The following is a 16,503-nucleotide window of genomic DNA, read 5'->3' as shown; positions in this document are numbered from 1 at the left end:
TTATTCGGGCTCTTGCGCACACCAGCCACACGCAAAGGGCTGGCCTATTTTTTCAATACGTTGCGCAGGGTCGAGCACCCAGGCACGCGACTGCCAGGGCGGCTGGTGACGCAAGTGCTGGGTATGACCGCAGGACAGCTCGGCCACCCAGTGTTGGTCGTCATCCTGGTGGAACCCGATGATGAAGGATGCCGTTGATCGGTTCCGTCCGTCCGGGTTCTGTTCGCTTTCGGGCAAATCCTTGTTTAGACTTGTCCGTTCTTCATTCTTATGCAAAAGGTCTCGCCCCATGACGATCGCCGCTAACAAGGCTGTCTCCATCGACTATACCCTGACCAACGACGCTGGTGAGGTCATCGACAGCTCAGCCGGCGGCGCGCCGCTGGTCTACCTGCAAGGCGCGGGTAACATCATCCCAGGCCTGGAAAAGGCCCTGGAAGGCAAGGCAGTTGGTGATGAACTGACCGTTGCCGTAGAACCTGAAGATGCCTACGGCGAATACTCGGCCGAGCTGGTCAGCACGCTGAGCCGCAGCATGTTCGAAGGCGTCGACGAGCTGGAAGTCGGCATGCAGTTCCACGCCTCCGCGCCGGACGGCCAAATGCAGATCGTCACCATCCGCGATCTGGACGGCGACGACGTGACCGTCGACGGCAACCACCCGTTGGCTGGCCAGCGCCTGAACTTCCAGGTGAAGATCGTCGCCATTCGCGACGCTTCCCAGGAAGAAGTGGCCCACGGCCACGTTCATGGTGAAGGCGGTCACCACCATTGATCGATGGTTTGATCAAGCGGTAGCAAAAACGCCCCGACTGGTTCGGGGCGTTTTTTTGTGCCTGGAAATATCTACCCGATACTCCGCGGTCAAAATGTGGGGGCTGGCTTGCCTGCGATGCAAACGACTCGATACATCAGGCATACCCAGTTGATGCTATCGCAGGCAAGCCAGCTCCCACATTTTATCGACATGCTTCAGATATGAGGCACCAACAAAAATGCCCCATACCTTTCGGTACGGGGCATTTCCTAACTGTTTCACAACCTGGGTTGTGTTGCAGTTGTTACCACTTAGGCTGCAGCAGGAACGCTCAGAGCCTTGATGTGGCCATTCAGGCGGCTCTTATGACGAGCGGCCTTGTTCTTGTGGATGATGCCTTTATCGGCCATACGGTCGATAACTGGCACAGCCAGAACGTAAGCAGCTTGGGCTTTTTCAGCGTCTTTGGTGTCGATGGCTTTAACTACATTCTTGATGTAGGTACGAACCATGGAACGCAGGCTGGCGTTGTGGCTGCGACGCTTCTCAGCCTGTTTTGCACGTTTTTTGGCGGAAGGTGTGTTGGCCACCGTCGAGCTCCTCGAAAGACTTTTTAGGAAATAGCAAACAAAATAGGCCGCGAATCATGCCGATGACTTGACGGGTTGTCAAGGGCGGCTGATGCGAACTGCTGAGTGGTCGATCTGAAGAGGCGGGTGATTTATTTCCGGCGCTTGACCTGTAAACTCGCGAGCTTTGGCTCTGTGCTGTTGCAGGCGCGCAGTATCGCATAAGTGGGCGCTTTGTTCGCCTGCTCTTTATCTATAGGCGCAAACTCTTTCAATGAATCTGCTCAAATCGCTGGCCGCGGTCAGCTCTATCACGATGATCTCCCGGGTTCTGGGGTTTGTGCGTGACACCCTGCTGGCACGCATTTTTGGCGCCAGCATGGCCACGGATGCCTTCTTTATTGCCTTTAAATTGCCCAACCTGCTGCGGCGGATCTTCGCCGAAGGCGCATTTTCCCAAGCCTTCGTGCCGATCCTGGCCGAATACAAGACCCAGCAGGGCGAGGAGGCGACCCGTACCTTCATCGCCTATGTCTCGGGCCTGTTGACGCTGGTGTTGATGCTGGTGACCATTCTCGGCATGCTCGCCGCCCCCTGGGTGATCTGGGCCACGGCGCCTGGCTTTGCCAATACGCCGGAAAAGTTTGCGCTGACCACTGATCTGCTTCGGGTGACCTTTCCTTATATATTGCTGATCTCGCTTTCGTCGTTGGCCGGGGCGATCCTCAATACCTGGAACCGGTTCTCGGTGCCGGCCTTCGTGCCGACCCTGTTGAACGTCAGCATGATCCTCTTCGCCCTGTTCCTCACACCGTACTTCGATCCGCCGGTGATGGCCCTGGGCTGGGCCGTACTGGCCGGTGGCCTGGCGCAATTGCTCTACCAACTGCCGCACCTGAAAAAGATCGGCATGCTCGTACTGCCGCGCCTGAACCTCAAGGACACCGGCGTATGGCGCGTGATGCGCAATATGCTGCCGGCGATCCTTGGCGTGTCGGTCAGCCAGATTTCGCTGATCATCAACACCGCGTTCGCTTCGTTGCTGGTGTCCGGCTCGGTGTCATGGATGTACTACGCCGACCGTCTGATGGAATTACCGTCCGGCGTATTGGGCGTGGCCCTGGGCACGATCCTGCTGCCGACCCTGGCGCGCACCTACGCCAGCAAGGATCGCCAGGAATATTCGCGCATTCTCGATTGGGGGCTGCGCCTGTGCTTTGTGCTGGTGCTGCCGTGTGCGCTGGCGCTGGGGATTCTGGCCGAGCCGTTGACCGTGTCGCTGTTTCAATACGGCCAATTCGATGCCCATGACGCCCTGATGACGCAGCACGCCCTGGTCGCCTATTCCGTCGGGCTGCTGGGCATTATCGTGATCAAGGTGCTGGCGCCGGGCTTTTATGCCCAGCAAAACATCCGCACACCGGTCAAGATCGCGATTTTCACGCTGATCGTCACCCAATTGCTCAACCTGGTGTTTATCGGCCCGTTGGCCCATGCCGGCCTGGCCCTGGCCATCAGTGCCGGTGCGTGTATCAACGCCGGTTTGTTGTTTTACCAACTGCGCAAACAGCAGATGTTCCAGCCGCAGCCGGGCTGGGGGCTGTTTGCCCTCAAACTGTTGGTCGCGGTGGCGATGATGTCGGCCGTGTTGCTGGGCCTGATGCACGTTATGCCCGCCTGGAGCGAAGGCGGTATGCTGGAACGCTTCATGCGCCTTGGCGTGCTGGTAGTCGCCGGTGTGCTGGTGTACTTCGGGATGTTGCTGCTGCAAGGCTTTCGCCTGCGCGATTTCAATCGCAAGTCGTTGAGCTAGAGAGTTTGCCGCGATAAAACGGTTGTTTTAGCGATTCGATCCATTTGGCCTGCGGTGTTGCCTGTCGTCCGGGGCCGGGTGTGGTTATAATCGACCACTTTATGAGCAAGAAGCGCGTTATGCAGCTGGTTCGAGGTCTCCACAACCTGCGCCCCGAGCATCGGGGCTGCGTCGCCACTATTGGCAACTTTGACGGTGTTCACCGTGGCCACCAGGCTATCCTGGCCCGGCTGCGCGAGCGCGCGGTCGAGTTGGGCGTGCCCAGCTGCGTGGTGATTTTCGAGCCGCAGCCGCGGGAATATTTTACCCCCGAGACTGCGCCAGCCCGTCTGGCCCGCCTGCGCGACAAGCTGCAACTGCTGGCTGAAGAAGGCGTGGACCGCGTCCTCTGCCTGGCCTTCAACCAGCGTTTGCAAAGCCTGAGCGCCGCCGAGTTCGTCGACCGTATCCTGGTCGATGGCCTGGGCGTTGAGCATTTGGAGGTCGGCGACGACTTCCGCTTTGGTTGCGACCGCGTCGGGGATTTCGATTTCCTGCAACAGGCCGGCGTCAACCAGGGGTTTACCGTCGAAGCCGCGCAAACCGTTGAACTCGACGGCCTGCGCGTGAGCAGCACCCAGGTGCGTAACGCCCTGGCCGCCGCCGACTTCGCCTTGGCCGAGCGTTTGCTCGGTCGCCCGTTCCGCATTGCCGGTCGGGTCCTGCACGGCCAGAAGCTGGCGCGCCAATTGGGCACGCCAACCGCCAACGTGCAACTCAAGCGCCGTCGTGTGCCGCTGACCGGGGTTTACCTGGTGAGCGTCGACATCGACGGCCAATCGTGGCCGGGAGTCGCCAACATAGGCGTCAGGCCCACGGTTGCAGGTGATGGCAAGGCCCACCTGGAAGTTCACCTTTTGGATTTTGCCGGTGATTTATACGACCGGCGTTTAACGGTGGTTTTCCACCAGAAGCTGCGTGAAGAGCAGCGTTTCGCCTCCCTCGAGGCGTTGAAAACGGCGATCAATGCGGATGTCGCCGCCGCCCGTGCACTAGCCGCACCTAGCGCCCATCGCTAACCGAAGAGCCTTAAATGACCGACTATAAAGCCACGCTAAACCTTCCGGACACCGCCTTCCCAATGAAGGCCGGCCTGCCACAGCGCGAACCGCAGATCCTGCAGCGCTGGGACAGTATTGGCCTGTACGGAAAGTTGCGCGAAATTGGCAAGGATCGTCCGAAGTTCGTCCTGCACGACGGCCCTCCTTATGCCAACGGCACGATTCACATCGGTCATGCGCTGAACAAGATCCTCAAGGACATGATCCTGCGCTCGAAAACCCTCTCGGGCTTCGACGCGCCGTATGTCCCGGGTTGGGATTGCCACGGCCTGCCGATCGAGCACAAGGTCGAAGTCACCTACGGCAAGAACCTGGGCGCGGACAAGACCCGCGAACTGTGCCGTGCCTACGCCGCCGAGCAGATCGAAGGGCAGAAGTCCGAATTCATCCGCCTGGGCGTGTTGGGCGAGTGGGACAACCCCTACAAGACCATGAGCTTCAAGAACGAGGCCGGTGAAATCCGCGCCTTGGCCGAAATCGTCAAGGGTGGTTTCGTATTCAAGGGCCTCAAGCCCGTGAACTGGTGCTTCGACTGCGGTTCGGCGCTGGCCGAAGCCGAAGTCGAGTACGAAGAGAAGAAATCCTCGACCATCGACGTGGCCTTCCCGGTCGCCGACGAGGCCAAGCTGGCCCAGGCGTTCGGTCTGGCGTCGCTGGCCAAGCCCGCGGCCATCGTGATCTGGACCACGACCCCGTGGACCATCCCAGCCAACCAGGCACTGAACGTGCACCCGGAATTCACCTACGCCCTGGTGGACGTCGGTGACCGCCTGCTCGTGCTCGCTGAAGAAATGGTCGAGGCCTGCCTGGCCCGCTACGAGCTGCAAGGTTCGGTCATCGCCACCACCACCGGCTCCGCGCTGGAACTGATCAATTTCCGCCACCCGTTTTATGACCGCCTGTCGCCGGTGTACCTGGCTGACTACGTTGAACTGGGCTCGGGTACCGGCATCGTTCACTGCTCGCCTGCCTACGGCGTCGATGACTTTGTGATTTGCAAGCAGTACGGCCTGGTCAACGACGACATCATCAACCCGGTGCAAAGCAACGGCGTGTACGTGCCGTCGCTGGAGTTCTTCGGCGGCCAGTTCATCTTCAAGGCCGACCCGGCGATTATCGAAAAGCTGCGTGAAGTCGGTGCGCTGATGCAAACCGCCACCATCCAGCACAGCTACATGCATTGCTGGCGCCACAAGACCCCGCTGATCTACCGCGCCACCGCGCAGTGGTTTATCGGCATGGACAAAGCGCCGACCAGCGGCGAAACCCTGCGTAACCGCGCGATCGAAGCCATCGAAGACACCAAGTTCGTCCCGGCCTGGGGCCAGGCGCGCCTGCACTCGATGATCGCCAACCGCCCGGACTGGTGCATCTCCCGCCAGCGTAACTGGGGCGTGCCGATCCCGTTCTTCCTGAGCAAGGAAAGCGGCGAGCTGCACCCACGTACCGTCGAGCTGATGGAGGCCGTGGCCCAGCGCGTTGAGCAGGAAGGCATCGAAGCCTGGTTCAAAATGGACGCCGCCGAACTGCTGGGCGATGAAGCGCCGCAGTACGACAAGATCAGCGACACCCTAGACGTGTGGTTCGACTCGGGCACTACCCATTGGCACGTGCTGCGCGGTTCCCACCCGATGGGCCACGAGACCGGCCCGCGTGCCGACCTGTACCTGGAAGGTTCGGACCAGCACCGTGGCTGGTTCCACTCGTCGCTGCTGACGGGTTGCGCCATCGACAATCACGCGCCGTACCGCGAATTGCTGACCCACGGCTTCACCGTCGATGAAAACGGTCGCAAGATGTCCAAGTCGCTCAAAAACGTGATCGAACCGAAAAAGATCAACGACACCCTGGGCGCCGACATCATGCGCCTGTGGGTCGCCTCGACCGATTATTCGGGCGAAATTGCCGTCTCTGAGCAGATCCTTGCCCGTAGTGCCGACGCCTACCGTCGCATCCGCAATACCGCACGCTTCATGCTGTCGAACCTGACCGGCTTCAACCCGGCCACCGACATCCTGCCGGCCGAGGACATGCTCGCCCTGGACCGTTGGGCCATGGACCGCGCGCTGTTGCTGCAGCGCGAGTTGCAGGAAAGCTACGGCGAATACCGTTTCTGGAACGTCTACTCGAAGATCCACAACTTCTGCGTGCAGGAGCTGGGTGGGTTCTACCTCGACATCATCAAGGACCGTCAGTACACCACCGGCGCCAACAGCAAGGCGCGCCGCTCGGCGCAGACCGCGCTGTACCACATCAGCGAGGCGCTGGTGCGCTGGATCGCGCCGATCCTGGCCTTCACCGCCGACGAGCTGTGGGAGTACCTGCCGGGCGAGCGCAACAAGTCCGTCATGCTCAACACTTGGTACGAAGGCCTGACCGAACTGCCGGCCGACTTCGAACTGGGCCGCGAGTACTGGGAAGGCGTGATGGCCGTGAAGGTTGCGGTGAACAAGGAACTGGAAGTGCAGCGTGCGGCCAAGGCCGTCGGTGGCAACCTGCAAGCCGAAGTCACCTTGTATGCCGAGGAAGGCCTGAGCACCGACCTGGCCAAGCTGAGCAACGAGCTGCGCTTCGTGTTGATCACCTCTACCGCCAGCCTGGCGCCGTTTGCCCAGGCGCCGGTGGACGCGGTCGCCACCGAAGTGCCGGGCCTCAAGCTCAAGGTGGTCAAGTCGGCCTTCCCCAAGTGCGCCCGCTGCTGGCATTGCCGTGAAGACGTCGGCGTGAACCCTGAGCATCCGGAAATCTGCGGTCGTTGTGTCGACAACATCAGCGGTGCCGGCGAGGTTCGCCACTATGCTTAAAACCAGTCGTTTCGGACGTCTGGGCTGGCTCGCGCTGAGCCTGCTGGTGCTGGTCATCGACCAGGTCAGCAAGGCTCATTTCGAAGGCTCCCTGCAGATGTTCCAGCAAATCGTGGTGATCCCGGATTACTTCAGCTGGACCCTGGCCTACAACACCGGCGCTGCCTTCAGCTTTCTGGCTGATGGCGGTGGCTGGCAGCGCTGGCTGTTCGCCGTGATCGCCCTGGTGGTCAGTGCGGTGCTGGTGGTGTGGCTCAAGCGCCTGGGGCGCGATGACACCTGGCTGGCCGTCGCCTTGGCGTTGGTGCTGGGCGGCGCGCTGGGCAACCTGTACGACCGCATTGCCCTGGGCCATGTGATCGACTTTATCCTGGTGCACTGGCAGAACCGCCATTACTTCCCGGCCTTCAATTTCGCCGACAGCGCCATCACCGTCGGTGCAATCATGCTGGCGCTGGATATGTTCAGAAGCAAGAAAACCGGAGAGACCGTCAATGACTGATCAGGTATTGGCCGGGCAACGCATCGGCCAGAACACGGAAGTCACTTTGCATTTCGCACTGCGTCTGGAGAACGGCGACACGGTCGACAGCACGTTCGACAAAGCCCCTGCGACCTTCAAGGTTGGCGACGGCAACCTGCTGCCGGGGTTCGAAGCGGCCCTGTTCGGCTTCAAGGCCGGCGACAAGCGTACCCTGCAGATCCTGCCGGAAAACGCTTTCGGCCAGCCCAACCCGCAAAACGTACAGATTATCCCGCGCTCGCAGTTCCAGGACATGGACCTGTCGGAAGGCTTGCTGGTTATCTTCAATGATGCGGCGAATACCGAGCTGCCCGGTGTGGTGAAAACCTTCGATGACGCGCAAGTGACCATCGACTTCAACCACCCGTTGGCCGGTAAGACACTGACCTTTGACGTCGAGATTATTAACGTCAAAGCGCTGTAACTGACCGCGCGCGGTCTAGAATGTGGGAGCGGGCTTGCTCGCGAATGCGGTGGTTCAGTTAAAACATCTGTGACTGACACACCGTATTCGCGAGCAAGCCCGCTCCCACCTTTGATCTTCATTGTCAGTTGGGTTAGCGTCAAACCTGACCCAAAGTGGCTGCAAGACACGAGGCACAGCATGCAAATCAAACTCGCCAACCCCCGTGGCTTCTGCGCCGGTGTGGACCGGGCGATCGAAATCGTCAATCGCGCCCTGGAAGTCTTCGGGCCGCCGATCTACGTGCGCCACGAAGTCGTCCACAATAAATTCGTGGTCGAAGACCTGCGCGCGCGCGGCGCCATCTTTGTCGAAGAGCTGGACCAGGTGCCTGATGACGTGATCGTCATCTTCAGCGCCCACGGCGTCTCCCAGGCGGTGCGTACCGAAGCGGCGGGCCGTGGCCTGAAAGTCTTTGACGCCACCTGCCCACTGGTGACCAAGGTACACATCGAAGTCGCGCGCTACAGCCGTGACGGTCGCGAGTGCATCCTGATCGGCCATGCCGGGCACCCGGAAGTCGAAGGCACCATGGGCCAGTACGACGTTGGCAATGGTGGCGCCATTTACCTGGTTGAAGACGAAAAAGACGTCGCCAACCTGCAGGTGCATAACCCCGAGCGTCTGGCATTCGTGACCCAGACCACCTTGTCCATGGACGACACCAGCCGCGTGATCGACGCCCTGCGCAGTCGCTTCCCGGCCATTGGCGGGCCGCGCAAGGACGACATCTGCTACGCCACTCAAAACCGCCAGGACGCGGTCAAGCAATTGGCGGATGAATGCGATGTGGTCCTGGTAGTCGGCAGCCCTAACAGCTCCAACTCCAACCGCCTGCGCGAACTGGCTGAGCGCATGGCAACGCCGGCGTACCTGATCGATGGTGCCGAAGATATGCAGCGCAGCTGGTTCGAGGGCGTCGAGCGTATCGGCATCACGGCGGGCGCTTCGGCGCCGGAAGTGCTGGTGCGTGGTGTGATCCAGCAACTGCACGTCTGGGGGGCCACCGGTGCCGATGAGCTGGCTGGCCGCGAGGAGAACATCACCTTCTCCATGCCCAAGGAGCTGCGGGTTCGCTCGCTGCTTTGACTGCCCGGGTGCCGGAGTCTCTCCGGCACAATGGCTGCTCGGCTCTTTCGCTGCGCAGGCTGATGCGCCCGCTGGGCGCCAGGACTACCTGGAACCGGCTCTCTGCCTGGTCCCTGGCACACACATGTACAGTGCCGGCACGAAACCCTCCCCCTGAAAACACTGGTTCGCCCAACCCGCTGAAGCGCACCTGGTTCTTCAGCGGCCCATTGCCCACGACCGGTACCTGCCTGCTGTCCTGGCGCTCCAGCAGCACGGGATTTGTATCGTCCAGGTGGCCGCGTCCGCTTAGGTCCACGATTACCCGCCAACCTCGACCCCAGTCTTCGTCCAGGGCGTGAATGACCACCGCCTGGTTGCGGGCGATGGCTTCGGTGCGTGCGTAGCGCAGCCCTCCCGCCAGCGACTGTGCCGCGCTATGTCGTTGCTGTGATTCCAGCAGGTTCTTGAAGCCGGGCACGGCCAGGTTGGCCAGGATGCTGCTGACGATCAGTCCGAGCAGCAGTTCTATCAGGGTGAAACCTCGTTGTTGCATGCACCATCCCCTCCGTGGATTCAGGTCGAGCCTTAGGTATAGCGCCCGGACCGCGGCGCTGGATGGTGGCCTTTATGTCCAAAGTATTTCCCTTTGTTCCTGGAGCGGCGCAGGCGAAAAACCAGCGCTAGTCTTGGGTCGCACAGCAGATTTCAGCTGCTTTTTTTCGGCCTCGACACGGATGACGACGGTAATGCTTGCCTGCCCCCGCACCGGTTTCTCCCAGGATTTCCCTCGGCACCAAGTTGGCATGACGCTGATCGAGGTGCTGGTCGCAGTCCTGATTCTCGCCGTTGGCCTGCTGGGCTCGGCGGTGATGCAACTCAATGCGCTCAAATACACCGACAGTGCCAGGATGACCAGCCAGGCCAGTTTCATTGCTTATGACATGCTTGATCGCATCCGCGCCAATTCGGCGGCCGACTACACATGGGGGCGGTCCGAGCGTGCCCTGGCGAACAGCGCTTACGCCAGCGTGCGCGATCTGGACCTGCATGATTTCGAGGCGAATATTCTTGGCTTTGCCGGGGAGGACGGCAAAGGCTCGGTGTCGGTCAGCGCAAATGAAGTGACTGTCAGCATCAGTTGGGATGACAGCCGAGGGGCTAACAGGCCGGGCGCCAGGGAAACGTTCACCCTGACCAGCCGTATCAGTGATGAGCCGGGGGTGGCTCAATGAGGCGGCGTATTCGAGGTTTCAGCCTGGTGGAGTTGCTGCTGGCGTTGGCAATGGGCTTGGTGCTGGTGCTTGGGGCCAGCCAGGTCGTGATAAGTACAAACGCCAACCACGCCAGCCAGCAGGCCGCCATGCTGCTGCAGGATGATGCGCGGTTCGTGCTGGGCAAGATAACCCAGGATATCCGCCAGGCCGGCATGTTCGGCTGTCTGGCGACGGAGGTTATCGAAAACGCCCCGCCAATCTTTGACCAGCCTGTCAGTTGGGCTGCCGGGGCAGGCGCGAAGTCGCTCACGCTGGTGACTGCGGATGTCGGTAATGAAAACGGCAAGCCGGACTGGACCGTGTTGTCCGACTGTACAGGCAGCGCCCGGGCGTATGCCGCAAGCGCCCCAGCGTCTGCGCCCGGTCAGATCCGTTTTGCATTGCGTCAACTCACCTACGCCTTCGAAGCTGGGCAATTGAAGGTCAGCACCCCTGCGGCTCCGGCCAAGGCGGTGTTGGTGGATAACGTGCAGGCATTCGATATCAGCTTTGGCGTGGCCGCCAAGCCTTCATCGGCGGAGGTAGTGCGCTACGACGCGAGCCCGGCCGACCTGTCCCTGGTGCGCAGTGTGCGCATCCTGATGACGCTGCAAGACCCGACCGGTCGGGTAAAAGATCAAACCTACAGCGTCGTAGCGGCGCTGCGAAACCGTCTGGGGTAGGGCGACCATGATGCTCACAGAAGGTTTTCGTCTGCGCCAGGCTGGCATGGTGTTGGTGATCAGTCTGGTGTTCCTGTTGCTGGTGTCGCTGGTGGGTATGACATCGATGCAAAGCGCCATTACCCAGCAAAAGATCAGCGCCAGCCTTTGGCACCGCAATCAGTCGCTGCAAAGTGCCGAAAGCGGTTTGCGGCACGGAGAGTCTGCCGTACGGCGGTCCTTTGCAGCGCTGCCGTTGTGCCAGTCGATTGCCTCCTGTGCGCCACCGCAAGCGTCTTTTTCTGTGGTCGGGTCTGGCGTGGACCCTATTTCGGGCATGACGTGGGTGGCGCTGAAGGGCGGCCTGTACGGCATCCAGTTCCTGGGGCCTGCGGTAGGGCTGGCGCATTTACCGCCACACACCCAGGCATCGGTTTATCGAGTGACGGCAGTCGGGCTGAGCGGCCAGGTGCGTACGGTGCTGGAGAGCGTCTATGCGCGGGTAGAAGAGGATAGCGGCGCGCGATTTCGGCGTGTGGCATGGCGGCAACTTCAATAAGGAGCAATGGAATGGGCATGGATAGCCAGGGTTTTACCCTGATTGAGTTACTGATAGTCGTAGCGATCATCGCGGCATTGGCCGGGATCGCTTACCCCGGGTACACCGGCCACATGAAAAAGGTCTATCGCGCCGAGATCGTCGCGTTGTTGACGGAGCAGGCTCAGCACCTGGAGCGCTTTTATACGAGGAACGGCACTTTTATTGACGCAGACGGCCTCAGTGCGGGCAATGATCGCTATAGAATCAGCGCTGCATTGAACCCTCGGGATTTCCAACTGGTGGCCACGCCCACCGTCGACTCAGTCATGCTCGGCGACCCTTGCGGTGACTTCAGCCTGAGCAGTACCGCTGCGCGGGAAAACCCAGGCGCGGCACCGGGAATGTCGCGCAAGCTGTGCTGGGGGCAATGATGAGGATGCTGGATGACTGGGCGCCGCGTGCGCTTGTTCCTATTTATCGGCTGGATCAAATGATGGCAGAGCAGCAGCAGATAGTGATTGTCGGTGGCGGAGTCATCGGCTTGTTGACGGCGTTCAACCTGGCGACCCAAGGGCAAGCAGTGGTGTTACTGGAGCGCGGAGGGTTGGGCCAGGAGTCATCCTGGGCGGGCGGTGGCATTGTTTCGCCGCTGTATCCGTGGCGCTACGGCCCGGCCGTCACTGCGCTGGCGCATTGGTCCCAGGATTTTTATCCACAACTGGCGCAGCGTCTGTTTGCCGCGACGGGTGTTGACCCCGAGGTGCATACCACTGGCCTGTATTGGCTGGACCTGGACGACGAAGCCGAAGCCCTGGCCTGGGCTGCACGGGAAGGGCGCCCATTGAGCAAAGTAGATGTCTCGGCGGCCCTTGATGCCGTTCCGGTTCTGGGCGGCGGGTACTCCCAGGCGATCTACATGGCCAATGTCGCCAATGTGCGCAACCCGCGCCTGGTCAAGTCCCTCAAGGCGGCGCTGTTGGCGTTGCCTGGCGTGACTGTTCATGAGCAGTGTGAAGTGACCGGGTTTGTTCTGGATTCCGGCGATGTGGTGGGCGTGAACACTGCGGATGGTCCGGTGCTGGGCGATCAGGTCGTGTTGGCGGCAGGAGCGTGGAGCGGTGAGTTGCTCGGCACGCTGGGCTTGTCGTTGCCGGTCGAGCCCGTCAAAGGCCAGATGATCCTGTACAAATGCGCCTCGGACTTCCTGTCGAGCATGGTCCTGGCCAAGGGGCGTTATGCGATTCCTCGACGTGACGGGCACATCCTGATCGGCAGTACCCTGGAGCATGAAGGGTTCGACAAGACCCCCACCGAAACGGCGCTGGAAAGTCTCAAGGCCTCAGCGGTGGAGTTGATCCCCGCCTTGGCCGATGCCGAAGTGGTAGGTCACTGGGCGGGATTACGCCCTGGCTCGCCGCAGGGTATCCCGTACATCGGCCGGGTGCCGGGCTTCAAAGGGTTGTGGCTCAACTGCGGGCATTACCGCAATGGCCTGGTGCTTGCGCCCGCGTCCTGCCAATTATTTGCCGATTTGCTGCTGGCGCACGCGCCGATTATCGACCCCACGCCTTACATGCCCGAAGGCCGGCTCAGCGCTGGATAGACTTGGGCCCTTGTTCCAGGTGCGCCTGGGTGCAATACCATTCTTGGCGCGAGCTCAAGGCGCGATCCTGCGGCAGGTGCACGCCGCAGTGGGCGCAGCGCACCATTAGCGCGGCGCCGGGCTCGTTGGCGCGCTGTTGTTTAGCGGCCGGGCTTTTGAATTTGCGCCAGAACCATACCGCGGCGGCAATGACGGCAATCCAGAACAGTAGACGAAGCATGATGGCGGTTTCTCGACAAGGAATGCGCCAGTTTAGCCAAGGACCTGCCAAGCGCACAGCGCAATAATACCGCCCACAAAAAAGGAGCCTCGAAAGGCTCCTTCTCGTGGCGCGGGATGCAATCAGTCGAACACACCAAAGGTCATGTAGCTGAACCACGAGCGGTCCTGGTTGTTGCCCAACGCTTGCGGCTCTTCCTCTTCGATCACGTCGCCGTTCTCATCATGGGGCTTGAGGTCCGAAGGGATGGCGTCCTTGGCGTCCTGATACTGCTTGATCACGTCCTGGTTGGCGCGGGTTTCGCCCGGCGGCAACGGTGGACGGGACTCGATCAGGCCCAGGGTGTACTTGCTCAGCCACGAACGGTTGTCCGCCTCGTCAACCTGAGGCACGAACTGGCCATCTTTCAGGCTTGGGTGATCCGGGTAGTTGAGCTTCAGGGTTTCCAGGCTGGTGCTGGCCAGGTCGTCCAGGTGCAGGCGCTGGTAAGCCTCGGTCATCACGGCCAGGCCGTCACCCACCGATGGGGTCTCCTGGAAGTTCTCCACCACGTAGCGGCCACGGTTGGCGGCTGCTACGTACGCCTGACGGGTCAGGTAGTAGTGAGCTACGTGGATCTCGTAGGACGCCAGCAGGTTGCGCAGGTAGATCATGCGCTGCTTGGCGTCCGGCGCGTAGCGGCTATTAGGGTAGCGGCTGGTCAGCTGGGCGAACTCGTTGTAGGAGTCGCGGGCGGCGCCCGGATCACGCTTGGTCATGTCCAGCGGCAGGAAGCGCGCCAGCAGGCCGACGTCCTGGTCGAACGAGGTCAGGCCCTTCATGTAGTAGGCATAGTCGACGTTCGGGTGCTGCGGATGCAGGCGGATGAAACGCTCGGCGGCGGACTTGGCAGCTTCCGGCTCGGCGTTCTTGTAGTTGGCGTAGATCAGCTCGAGCTGGGCCTGGTCGGCGTAGCGCCCGAACGGATAACGCGACTCCAGTGCCTTCAGCTTCGCTGTGGCGCTGGTGTAGCTATTATTGTCCAAGTCTTTCTGAGCCAATTGGTACAGCTCGACTTCGCTCAGGTTTTCGTCGACGACTTCCTTTGTTGACGAGCAAGCAGCAGTCATGGCGAGGATGGCGATCAGCAGCAGGTGTTTCACTTGCATGGCGGCTTGCGTCCCTATGACGGCCGCTGTCTTGGGCGGGGCCGTCCTGTTATGATGAGCGCCCCGTTGAAAGCCTCGGGGCAAAAGACGCCGTATTTAACCACAAGCGCGCAGCCGAAACCAAAGGCTGTGCCACGCCTAGTCTGAGCATGTCCGATAAAATTGAACTTCGCGCAGAGGTGCCGTCCGAATTGGGCGGCCAACGCCTCGATCAAGTCGCCGCACAATTATTCGCTGAGCACTCGCGCTCGCGCCTTTCCGCCTGGATCAAAGACGGCCGCCTGACTGTGGATGGAGCGGTTATCCGCCCGCGAGACATAGTCCATGGCGGTGCGATTCTTGAGCTGACCGCCGAGCAGGAAGCCCAGGGAGAATGGGTCGCCCAGGACATCGAGCTGGACATCGTCTATGAAGACGACGACATCCTGGTCATCAACAAACCCGCAGGCCTGGTGGTTCATCCGGCAGCCGGGCACGCTGATGGCACTTTGCTTAATGCCTTGCTGCACCACGTGCCGGACATCATCAATGTCCCGCGCTGCGGCATCGTGCACCGTCTGGACAAGGACACCACCGGCTTGATGGTGGTGGCCAAGACCATTCAGGCGCAGACGCAGTTGGTCACACAATTGCAAAGCCGCAGCGTCAGCCGCATCTACGAATGCATCGTGATCGGCGTGGTGGTGGCCGGTGGCAAGATCAACGCGCCGATCGGTCGTCACGGCCAGCAGCGCCAGCGCATGGCGGTGATGGAGGGCGGCAAGCAGGCCGTCAGCCACTACCGTGTACTTGAGCGTTTCCGCTCCCACACCCATGTGCGGGTCAAGCTGGAAACCGGGCGTACCCACCAGATTCGCGTGCACATGGCCCACATCAACTTCCCGTTGGTCGGGGATCCGGCCTACGGCGGCCGCTTCCGTATTCCGCCGGCAGCCAGCCAAACCATGGTTGAATCGCTCAAGAGCTTCCCGCGCCAGGCACTGCATGCACGTTTCCTGGAACTGGACCATCCGACGAGCGGTAAGCGTATGAGCTGGGAATCGCCTCTGCCGGACGATCTGGTCTGGTTGTTGTCGCTGCTCAAGCAGGACCGCGAGGCGTTTATCGGATGAGTGACTGGCTGATTCCTGACTGGCCTGCGCCGGCTCGGGTGAAGGCCTGCGTCACCACCCGCTCGGGCGGCGTCAGTCTGGCGCCGTTCGACAGCCTCAACCTGGGCGATCACGTCGATGACAGCCTGGAAGCCGTCCTTGAAAATCGTCGTCGTCTTACCGATGCCTTCGCGATCCAGCCGGCCTGGTTGCGTCAGGTCCACGGCGTGACCGTGGTCGAGGCCGACCCGAGCCGTACGGTCGAAGCCGACGGCAGTTGGACCGGCACGCCTGGCATCGCCTGTACCTCAATGACCGCCGATTGCCTGCCCGCGTTGTTCTGCAACCGCGGCGGCACCCGCGTGGCGGCGGCCCATGCGGGCTGGCGCGGCTTGGCGGCGGGCGTGCTGGAAGCGACGGTCGAGCGCCTCGATGCAAGGCCTGAAGACGTGTTGGTCTGGCTCGGCCCGGCAATCGGTCCGCAAGCCTTTGAGGTCGGCCCGGAAGTGCGTGAGACCTTCATGCAGCAACTGCCGGCCTGCGCCGAACCCTTTGTGCCGAGCCACAATCCCGGCAAGTTCATGGCCGACATCTATCAGCTGGCCCGCCTGCGCCTCGCCGCACGCGGCGTCACTGCTGTATATGGTGGCGGTTTGTGCACGGTGACCGACCCGCGTTTCTTTTCCTACCGGCGCAGTTCGCGCACCGGACGTTTTGCCTCCCTTATCTGGCTTGACCGCTAGACTCTCCTGATCTGGGTCAACACTGATCCATATCACCTGTCGCTCGCTTGAATCCTCCAGAATCCACCCCATCTATAAGGGTATCTGGCAGGTTTCTTCATTCAGGAATGTTTTATAGCTCCGGCCTGCTCAAAAGGAAGGT

Annotated in this window: 19 protein-coding genes; 14 read left to right on the top strand and 5 right to left on the bottom strand. The window is 61.1% G+C overall.

Annotated features, from left to right (window positions below):
* Window positions 1–291 (bottom strand): DUF3565 domain-containing protein, encoded by a 291-nt coding sequence (locus tag ACLH0H_RS05200; protein ID WP_411382370.1) that lies wholly within the window; start codon window positions 289–291, stop codon window positions 1–3.
* On the opposite strand from ACLH0H_RS05200, the gene ACLH0H_RS05195 reads away from it, so the two are divergent.
* Complete coding sequence (locus ACLH0H_RS05195; protein WP_003171645.1) at window positions 290–775, top strand: peptidylprolyl isomerase; 486 nt, start codon at window positions 290–292, stop codon at window positions 773–775. The genes ACLH0H_RS05200 and ACLH0H_RS05195 overlap by 2 nt on opposite strands.
* Window positions 776–1,068: 293 nt before the next feature.
* Here ACLH0H_RS05195 and rpsT read toward each other — a convergent pair whose 3' ends face one another.
* Complete coding sequence (rpsT, locus tag ACLH0H_RS05190; RefSeq protein WP_003188401.1) at window positions 1,069–1,347, bottom strand: 30S ribosomal protein S20; 279 nt, start codon at window positions 1,345–1,347, stop codon at window positions 1,069–1,071.
* Window positions 1,348–1,600: 253 nt separating this feature from the next.
* On the opposite strand from rpsT, the gene murJ reads away from it, so the two are divergent.
* The 6 genes from murJ to ispH all read left to right on the top strand — a co-directional run bounded on the left by murJ (window position 1,601) and on the right by ispH (window position 9,118).
* Complete coding sequence (gene murJ / locus ACLH0H_RS05185; protein WP_411381227.1) at window positions 1,601–3,139, top strand: murein biosynthesis integral membrane protein MurJ; 1,539 nt, start codon at window positions 1,601–1,603, stop codon at window positions 3,137–3,139.
* 119 nt (window positions 3,140–3,258) lie between these two features.
* Entirely contained in the window at window positions 3,259–4,197 is a 939-nt protein-coding gene (gene ribF, locus ACLH0H_RS05180; protein ID WP_057725854.1) for a bifunctional riboflavin kinase/FAD synthetase, read from the top strand.
* A gap of 14 nt (window positions 4,198–4,211) precedes the next feature.
* Window positions 4,212–7,043 (top strand): isoleucine--tRNA ligase, encoded by a 2,832-nt coding sequence (ileS, locus tag ACLH0H_RS05175; protein WP_411381226.1) that lies wholly within the window; start codon window positions 4,212–4,214, stop codon window positions 7,041–7,043.
* Window positions 7,036–7,545: a signal peptidase II gene (gene lspA, locus ACLH0H_RS05170; protein ID WP_411381225.1), complete on the top strand. Its 510-nt coding sequence runs from the start codon at window positions 7,036–7,038 to the stop codon at window positions 7,543–7,545. The genes ileS and lspA overlap by 8 nt, the downstream gene beginning before the upstream one ends.
* The gene (fkpB, locus tag ACLH0H_RS05165) at window positions 7,538–7,990 is read left to right on the top strand and encodes an FKBP-type peptidyl-prolyl cis-trans isomerase (RefSeq protein ID WP_186688113.1); all 453 of its coding nucleotides are present in this window, start codon (window positions 7,538–7,540) and stop codon (window positions 7,988–7,990) included. Before lspA ends, fkpB begins: the two co-directional genes overlap by 8 nt.
* Window positions 7,991–8,170: 180 nt before the next feature.
* Window positions 8,171–9,118, top strand: a complete 948-nt coding sequence (gene ispH / locus ACLH0H_RS05160; protein ID WP_411381224.1) for a 4-hydroxy-3-methylbut-2-enyl diphosphate reductase — start codon at window positions 8,171–8,173, stop codon at window positions 9,116–9,118.
* Here the strand turns inward: ispH and ACLH0H_RS05155 are convergent.
* The gene (locus ACLH0H_RS05155; RefSeq protein ID WP_411381223.1) at window positions 9,072–9,653 is read right to left on the bottom strand and encodes a GspH/FimT family pseudopilin; all 582 of its coding nucleotides are present in this window, start codon (window positions 9,651–9,653) and stop codon (window positions 9,072–9,074) included. The two genes, ispH and ACLH0H_RS05155, sit on opposite strands and share 47 nt — an antisense overlap.
* Before the next feature lie 193 nt (window positions 9,654–9,846).
* Between ACLH0H_RS05155 and pilV the strand changes: the two genes are divergently transcribed.
* The 5 genes from pilV (at window position 9,847) to thiO (ending at window position 13,159) form a co-directional block, all read left to right on the top strand.
* Window positions 9,847–10,332: a type IV pilus modification protein PilV gene (gene pilV, locus ACLH0H_RS05150; protein WP_411381222.1), complete on the top strand. Its 486-nt coding sequence runs from the start codon at window positions 9,847–9,849 to the stop codon at window positions 10,330–10,332.
* The gene (locus ACLH0H_RS05145; RefSeq protein ID WP_411381221.1) at window positions 10,329–11,036 is read left to right on the top strand and encodes a PilW family protein; all 708 of its coding nucleotides are present in this window, start codon (window positions 10,329–10,331) and stop codon (window positions 11,034–11,036) included. Before pilV ends, ACLH0H_RS05145 begins: the two co-directional genes overlap by 4 nt.
* A gap of 7 nt (window positions 11,037–11,043) precedes the next feature.
* Complete coding sequence (locus ACLH0H_RS05140) at window positions 11,044–11,574, top strand: PilX N-terminal domain-containing pilus assembly protein (protein WP_411381220.1); 531 nt, start codon at window positions 11,044–11,046, stop codon at window positions 11,572–11,574.
* 11 nt (window positions 11,575–11,585) lie between these two features.
* The gene (locus ACLH0H_RS05135) at window positions 11,586–11,987 is read left to right on the top strand and encodes a type IV pilin protein (RefSeq protein WP_411381219.1); all 402 of its coding nucleotides are present in this window, start codon (window positions 11,586–11,588) and stop codon (window positions 11,985–11,987) included.
* 62 nt (window positions 11,988–12,049) lie between these two features.
* Window positions 12,050–13,159 (top strand): glycine oxidase ThiO, encoded by a 1,110-nt coding sequence (thiO, locus tag ACLH0H_RS05130; protein WP_411381218.1) that lies wholly within the window; start codon window positions 12,050–12,052, stop codon window positions 13,157–13,159.
* Here thiO and ACLH0H_RS05125 read toward each other — a convergent pair.
* Window positions 13,146–13,379 (bottom strand): PP0621 family protein, encoded by a 234-nt coding sequence (locus ACLH0H_RS05125; protein ID WP_034102076.1) that lies wholly within the window; start codon window positions 13,377–13,379, stop codon window positions 13,146–13,148. The genes thiO and ACLH0H_RS05125 overlap by 14 nt on opposite strands.
* Before the next feature lie 122 nt (window positions 13,380–13,501).
* Entirely contained in the window at window positions 13,502–14,527 is a 1,026-nt protein-coding gene (locus tag ACLH0H_RS05120; RefSeq protein WP_314560830.1) for an outer membrane protein assembly factor BamD, read from the bottom strand.
* 149 nt (window positions 14,528–14,676) lie between these two features.
* Between ACLH0H_RS05120 and rluD the strand changes: the two genes are divergently transcribed.
* On the top strand, window positions 14,677–15,639 hold the full coding sequence (gene rluD / locus ACLH0H_RS05115; RefSeq protein ID WP_005784662.1) for a 23S rRNA pseudouridine(1911/1915/1917) synthase RluD: 963 nt from the start codon (window positions 14,677–14,679) through the stop codon (window positions 15,637–15,639).
* Entirely contained in the window at window positions 15,636–16,361 is a 726-nt protein-coding gene (pgeF, locus tag ACLH0H_RS05110; protein ID WP_411381217.1) for a peptidoglycan editing factor PgeF, read from the top strand. Before rluD ends, pgeF begins: the two co-directional genes overlap by 4 nt.
* Window positions 16,362–16,503 lie beyond the last annotated feature (142 nt).

The sequence above is a fragment of the Pseudomonas sp. MPB26 genome (assembly GCF_046605355.1).
GTDB classification, from domain to species: domain Bacteria; phylum Pseudomonadota; class Gammaproteobacteria; order Pseudomonadales; family Pseudomonadaceae; genus Aquipseudomonas; species Aquipseudomonas cedrina.
This window is presented reverse-complemented; position numbering and strand designations above follow the sequence as displayed.

What these genes read in the sequence shown, in the direction of transcription:
- ACLH0H_RS05120 (WP_314560830.1), bottom strand. Translation starts at nt 14,527, where the DNA reads ATGCAAGTGAAACACCTGCTGCTGATCGCCATCCTCGCCATGACTGCT.
- ileS (WP_411381226.1), top strand. Translation starts at nt 4,212, where the DNA reads ATGACCGACTATAAAGCCACGCTAAACCTTCCGGACACCGCCTTCCCA.
- pilV (WP_411381222.1), top strand. Translation starts at nt 9,847, where the DNA reads ATGCTTGCCTGCCCCCGCACCGGTTTCTCCCAGGATTTCCCTCGGCAC.
- ACLH0H_RS05140 (WP_411381220.1), top strand. Translation starts at nt 11,044, where the DNA reads ATGATGCTCACAGAAGGTTTTCGTCTGCGCCAGGCTGGCATGGTGTTG.
- ACLH0H_RS05200 (WP_411382370.1), bottom strand. Translation starts at nt 291, where the DNA reads ATGGGGCGAGACCTTTTGCATAAGAATGAAGAACGGACAAGTCTAAAC.
- rluD (WP_005784662.1), top strand. Translation starts at nt 14,677, where the DNA reads ATGTCCGATAAAATTGAACTTCGCGCAGAGGTGCCGTCCGAATTGGGC.
- ispH (WP_411381224.1), top strand. Translation starts at nt 8,171, where the DNA reads ATGCAAATCAAACTCGCCAACCCCCGTGGCTTCTGCGCCGGTGTGGAC.
- fkpB (WP_186688113.1), top strand. Translation starts at nt 7,538, where the DNA reads ATGACTGATCAGGTATTGGCCGGGCAACGCATCGGCCAGAACACGGAA.
- ACLH0H_RS05135 (WP_411381219.1), top strand. Translation starts at nt 11,586, where the DNA reads ATGGGCATGGATAGCCAGGGTTTTACCCTGATTGAGTTACTGATAGTC.
- thiO (WP_411381218.1), top strand. Translation starts at nt 12,050, where the DNA reads ATGGCAGAGCAGCAGCAGATAGTGATTGTCGGTGGCGGAGTCATCGGC.
- ACLH0H_RS05145 (WP_411381221.1), top strand. Translation starts at nt 10,329, where the DNA reads ATGAGGCGGCGTATTCGAGGTTTCAGCCTGGTGGAGTTGCTGCTGGCG.
- ACLH0H_RS05195 (WP_003171645.1), top strand. Translation starts at nt 290, where the DNA reads ATGACGATCGCCGCTAACAAGGCTGTCTCCATCGACTATACCCTGACC.
- lspA (WP_411381225.1), top strand. Translation starts at nt 7,036, where the DNA reads ATGCTTAAAACCAGTCGTTTCGGACGTCTGGGCTGGCTCGCGCTGAGC.
- ACLH0H_RS05155 (WP_411381223.1), bottom strand. Translation starts at nt 9,653, where the DNA reads ATGCAACAACGAGGTTTCACCCTGATAGAACTGCTGCTCGGACTGATC.
- ribF (WP_057725854.1), top strand. Translation starts at nt 3,259, where the DNA reads ATGCAGCTGGTTCGAGGTCTCCACAACCTGCGCCCCGAGCATCGGGGC.
- pgeF (WP_411381217.1), top strand. Translation starts at nt 15,636, where the DNA reads ATGAGTGACTGGCTGATTCCTGACTGGCCTGCGCCGGCTCGGGTGAAG.
- ACLH0H_RS05125 (WP_034102076.1), bottom strand. Translation starts at nt 13,379, where the DNA reads ATGCTTCGTCTACTGTTCTGGATTGCCGTCATTGCCGCCGCGGTATGG.
- murJ (WP_411381227.1), top strand. Translation starts at nt 1,601, where the DNA reads ATGAATCTGCTCAAATCGCTGGCCGCGGTCAGCTCTATCACGATGATC.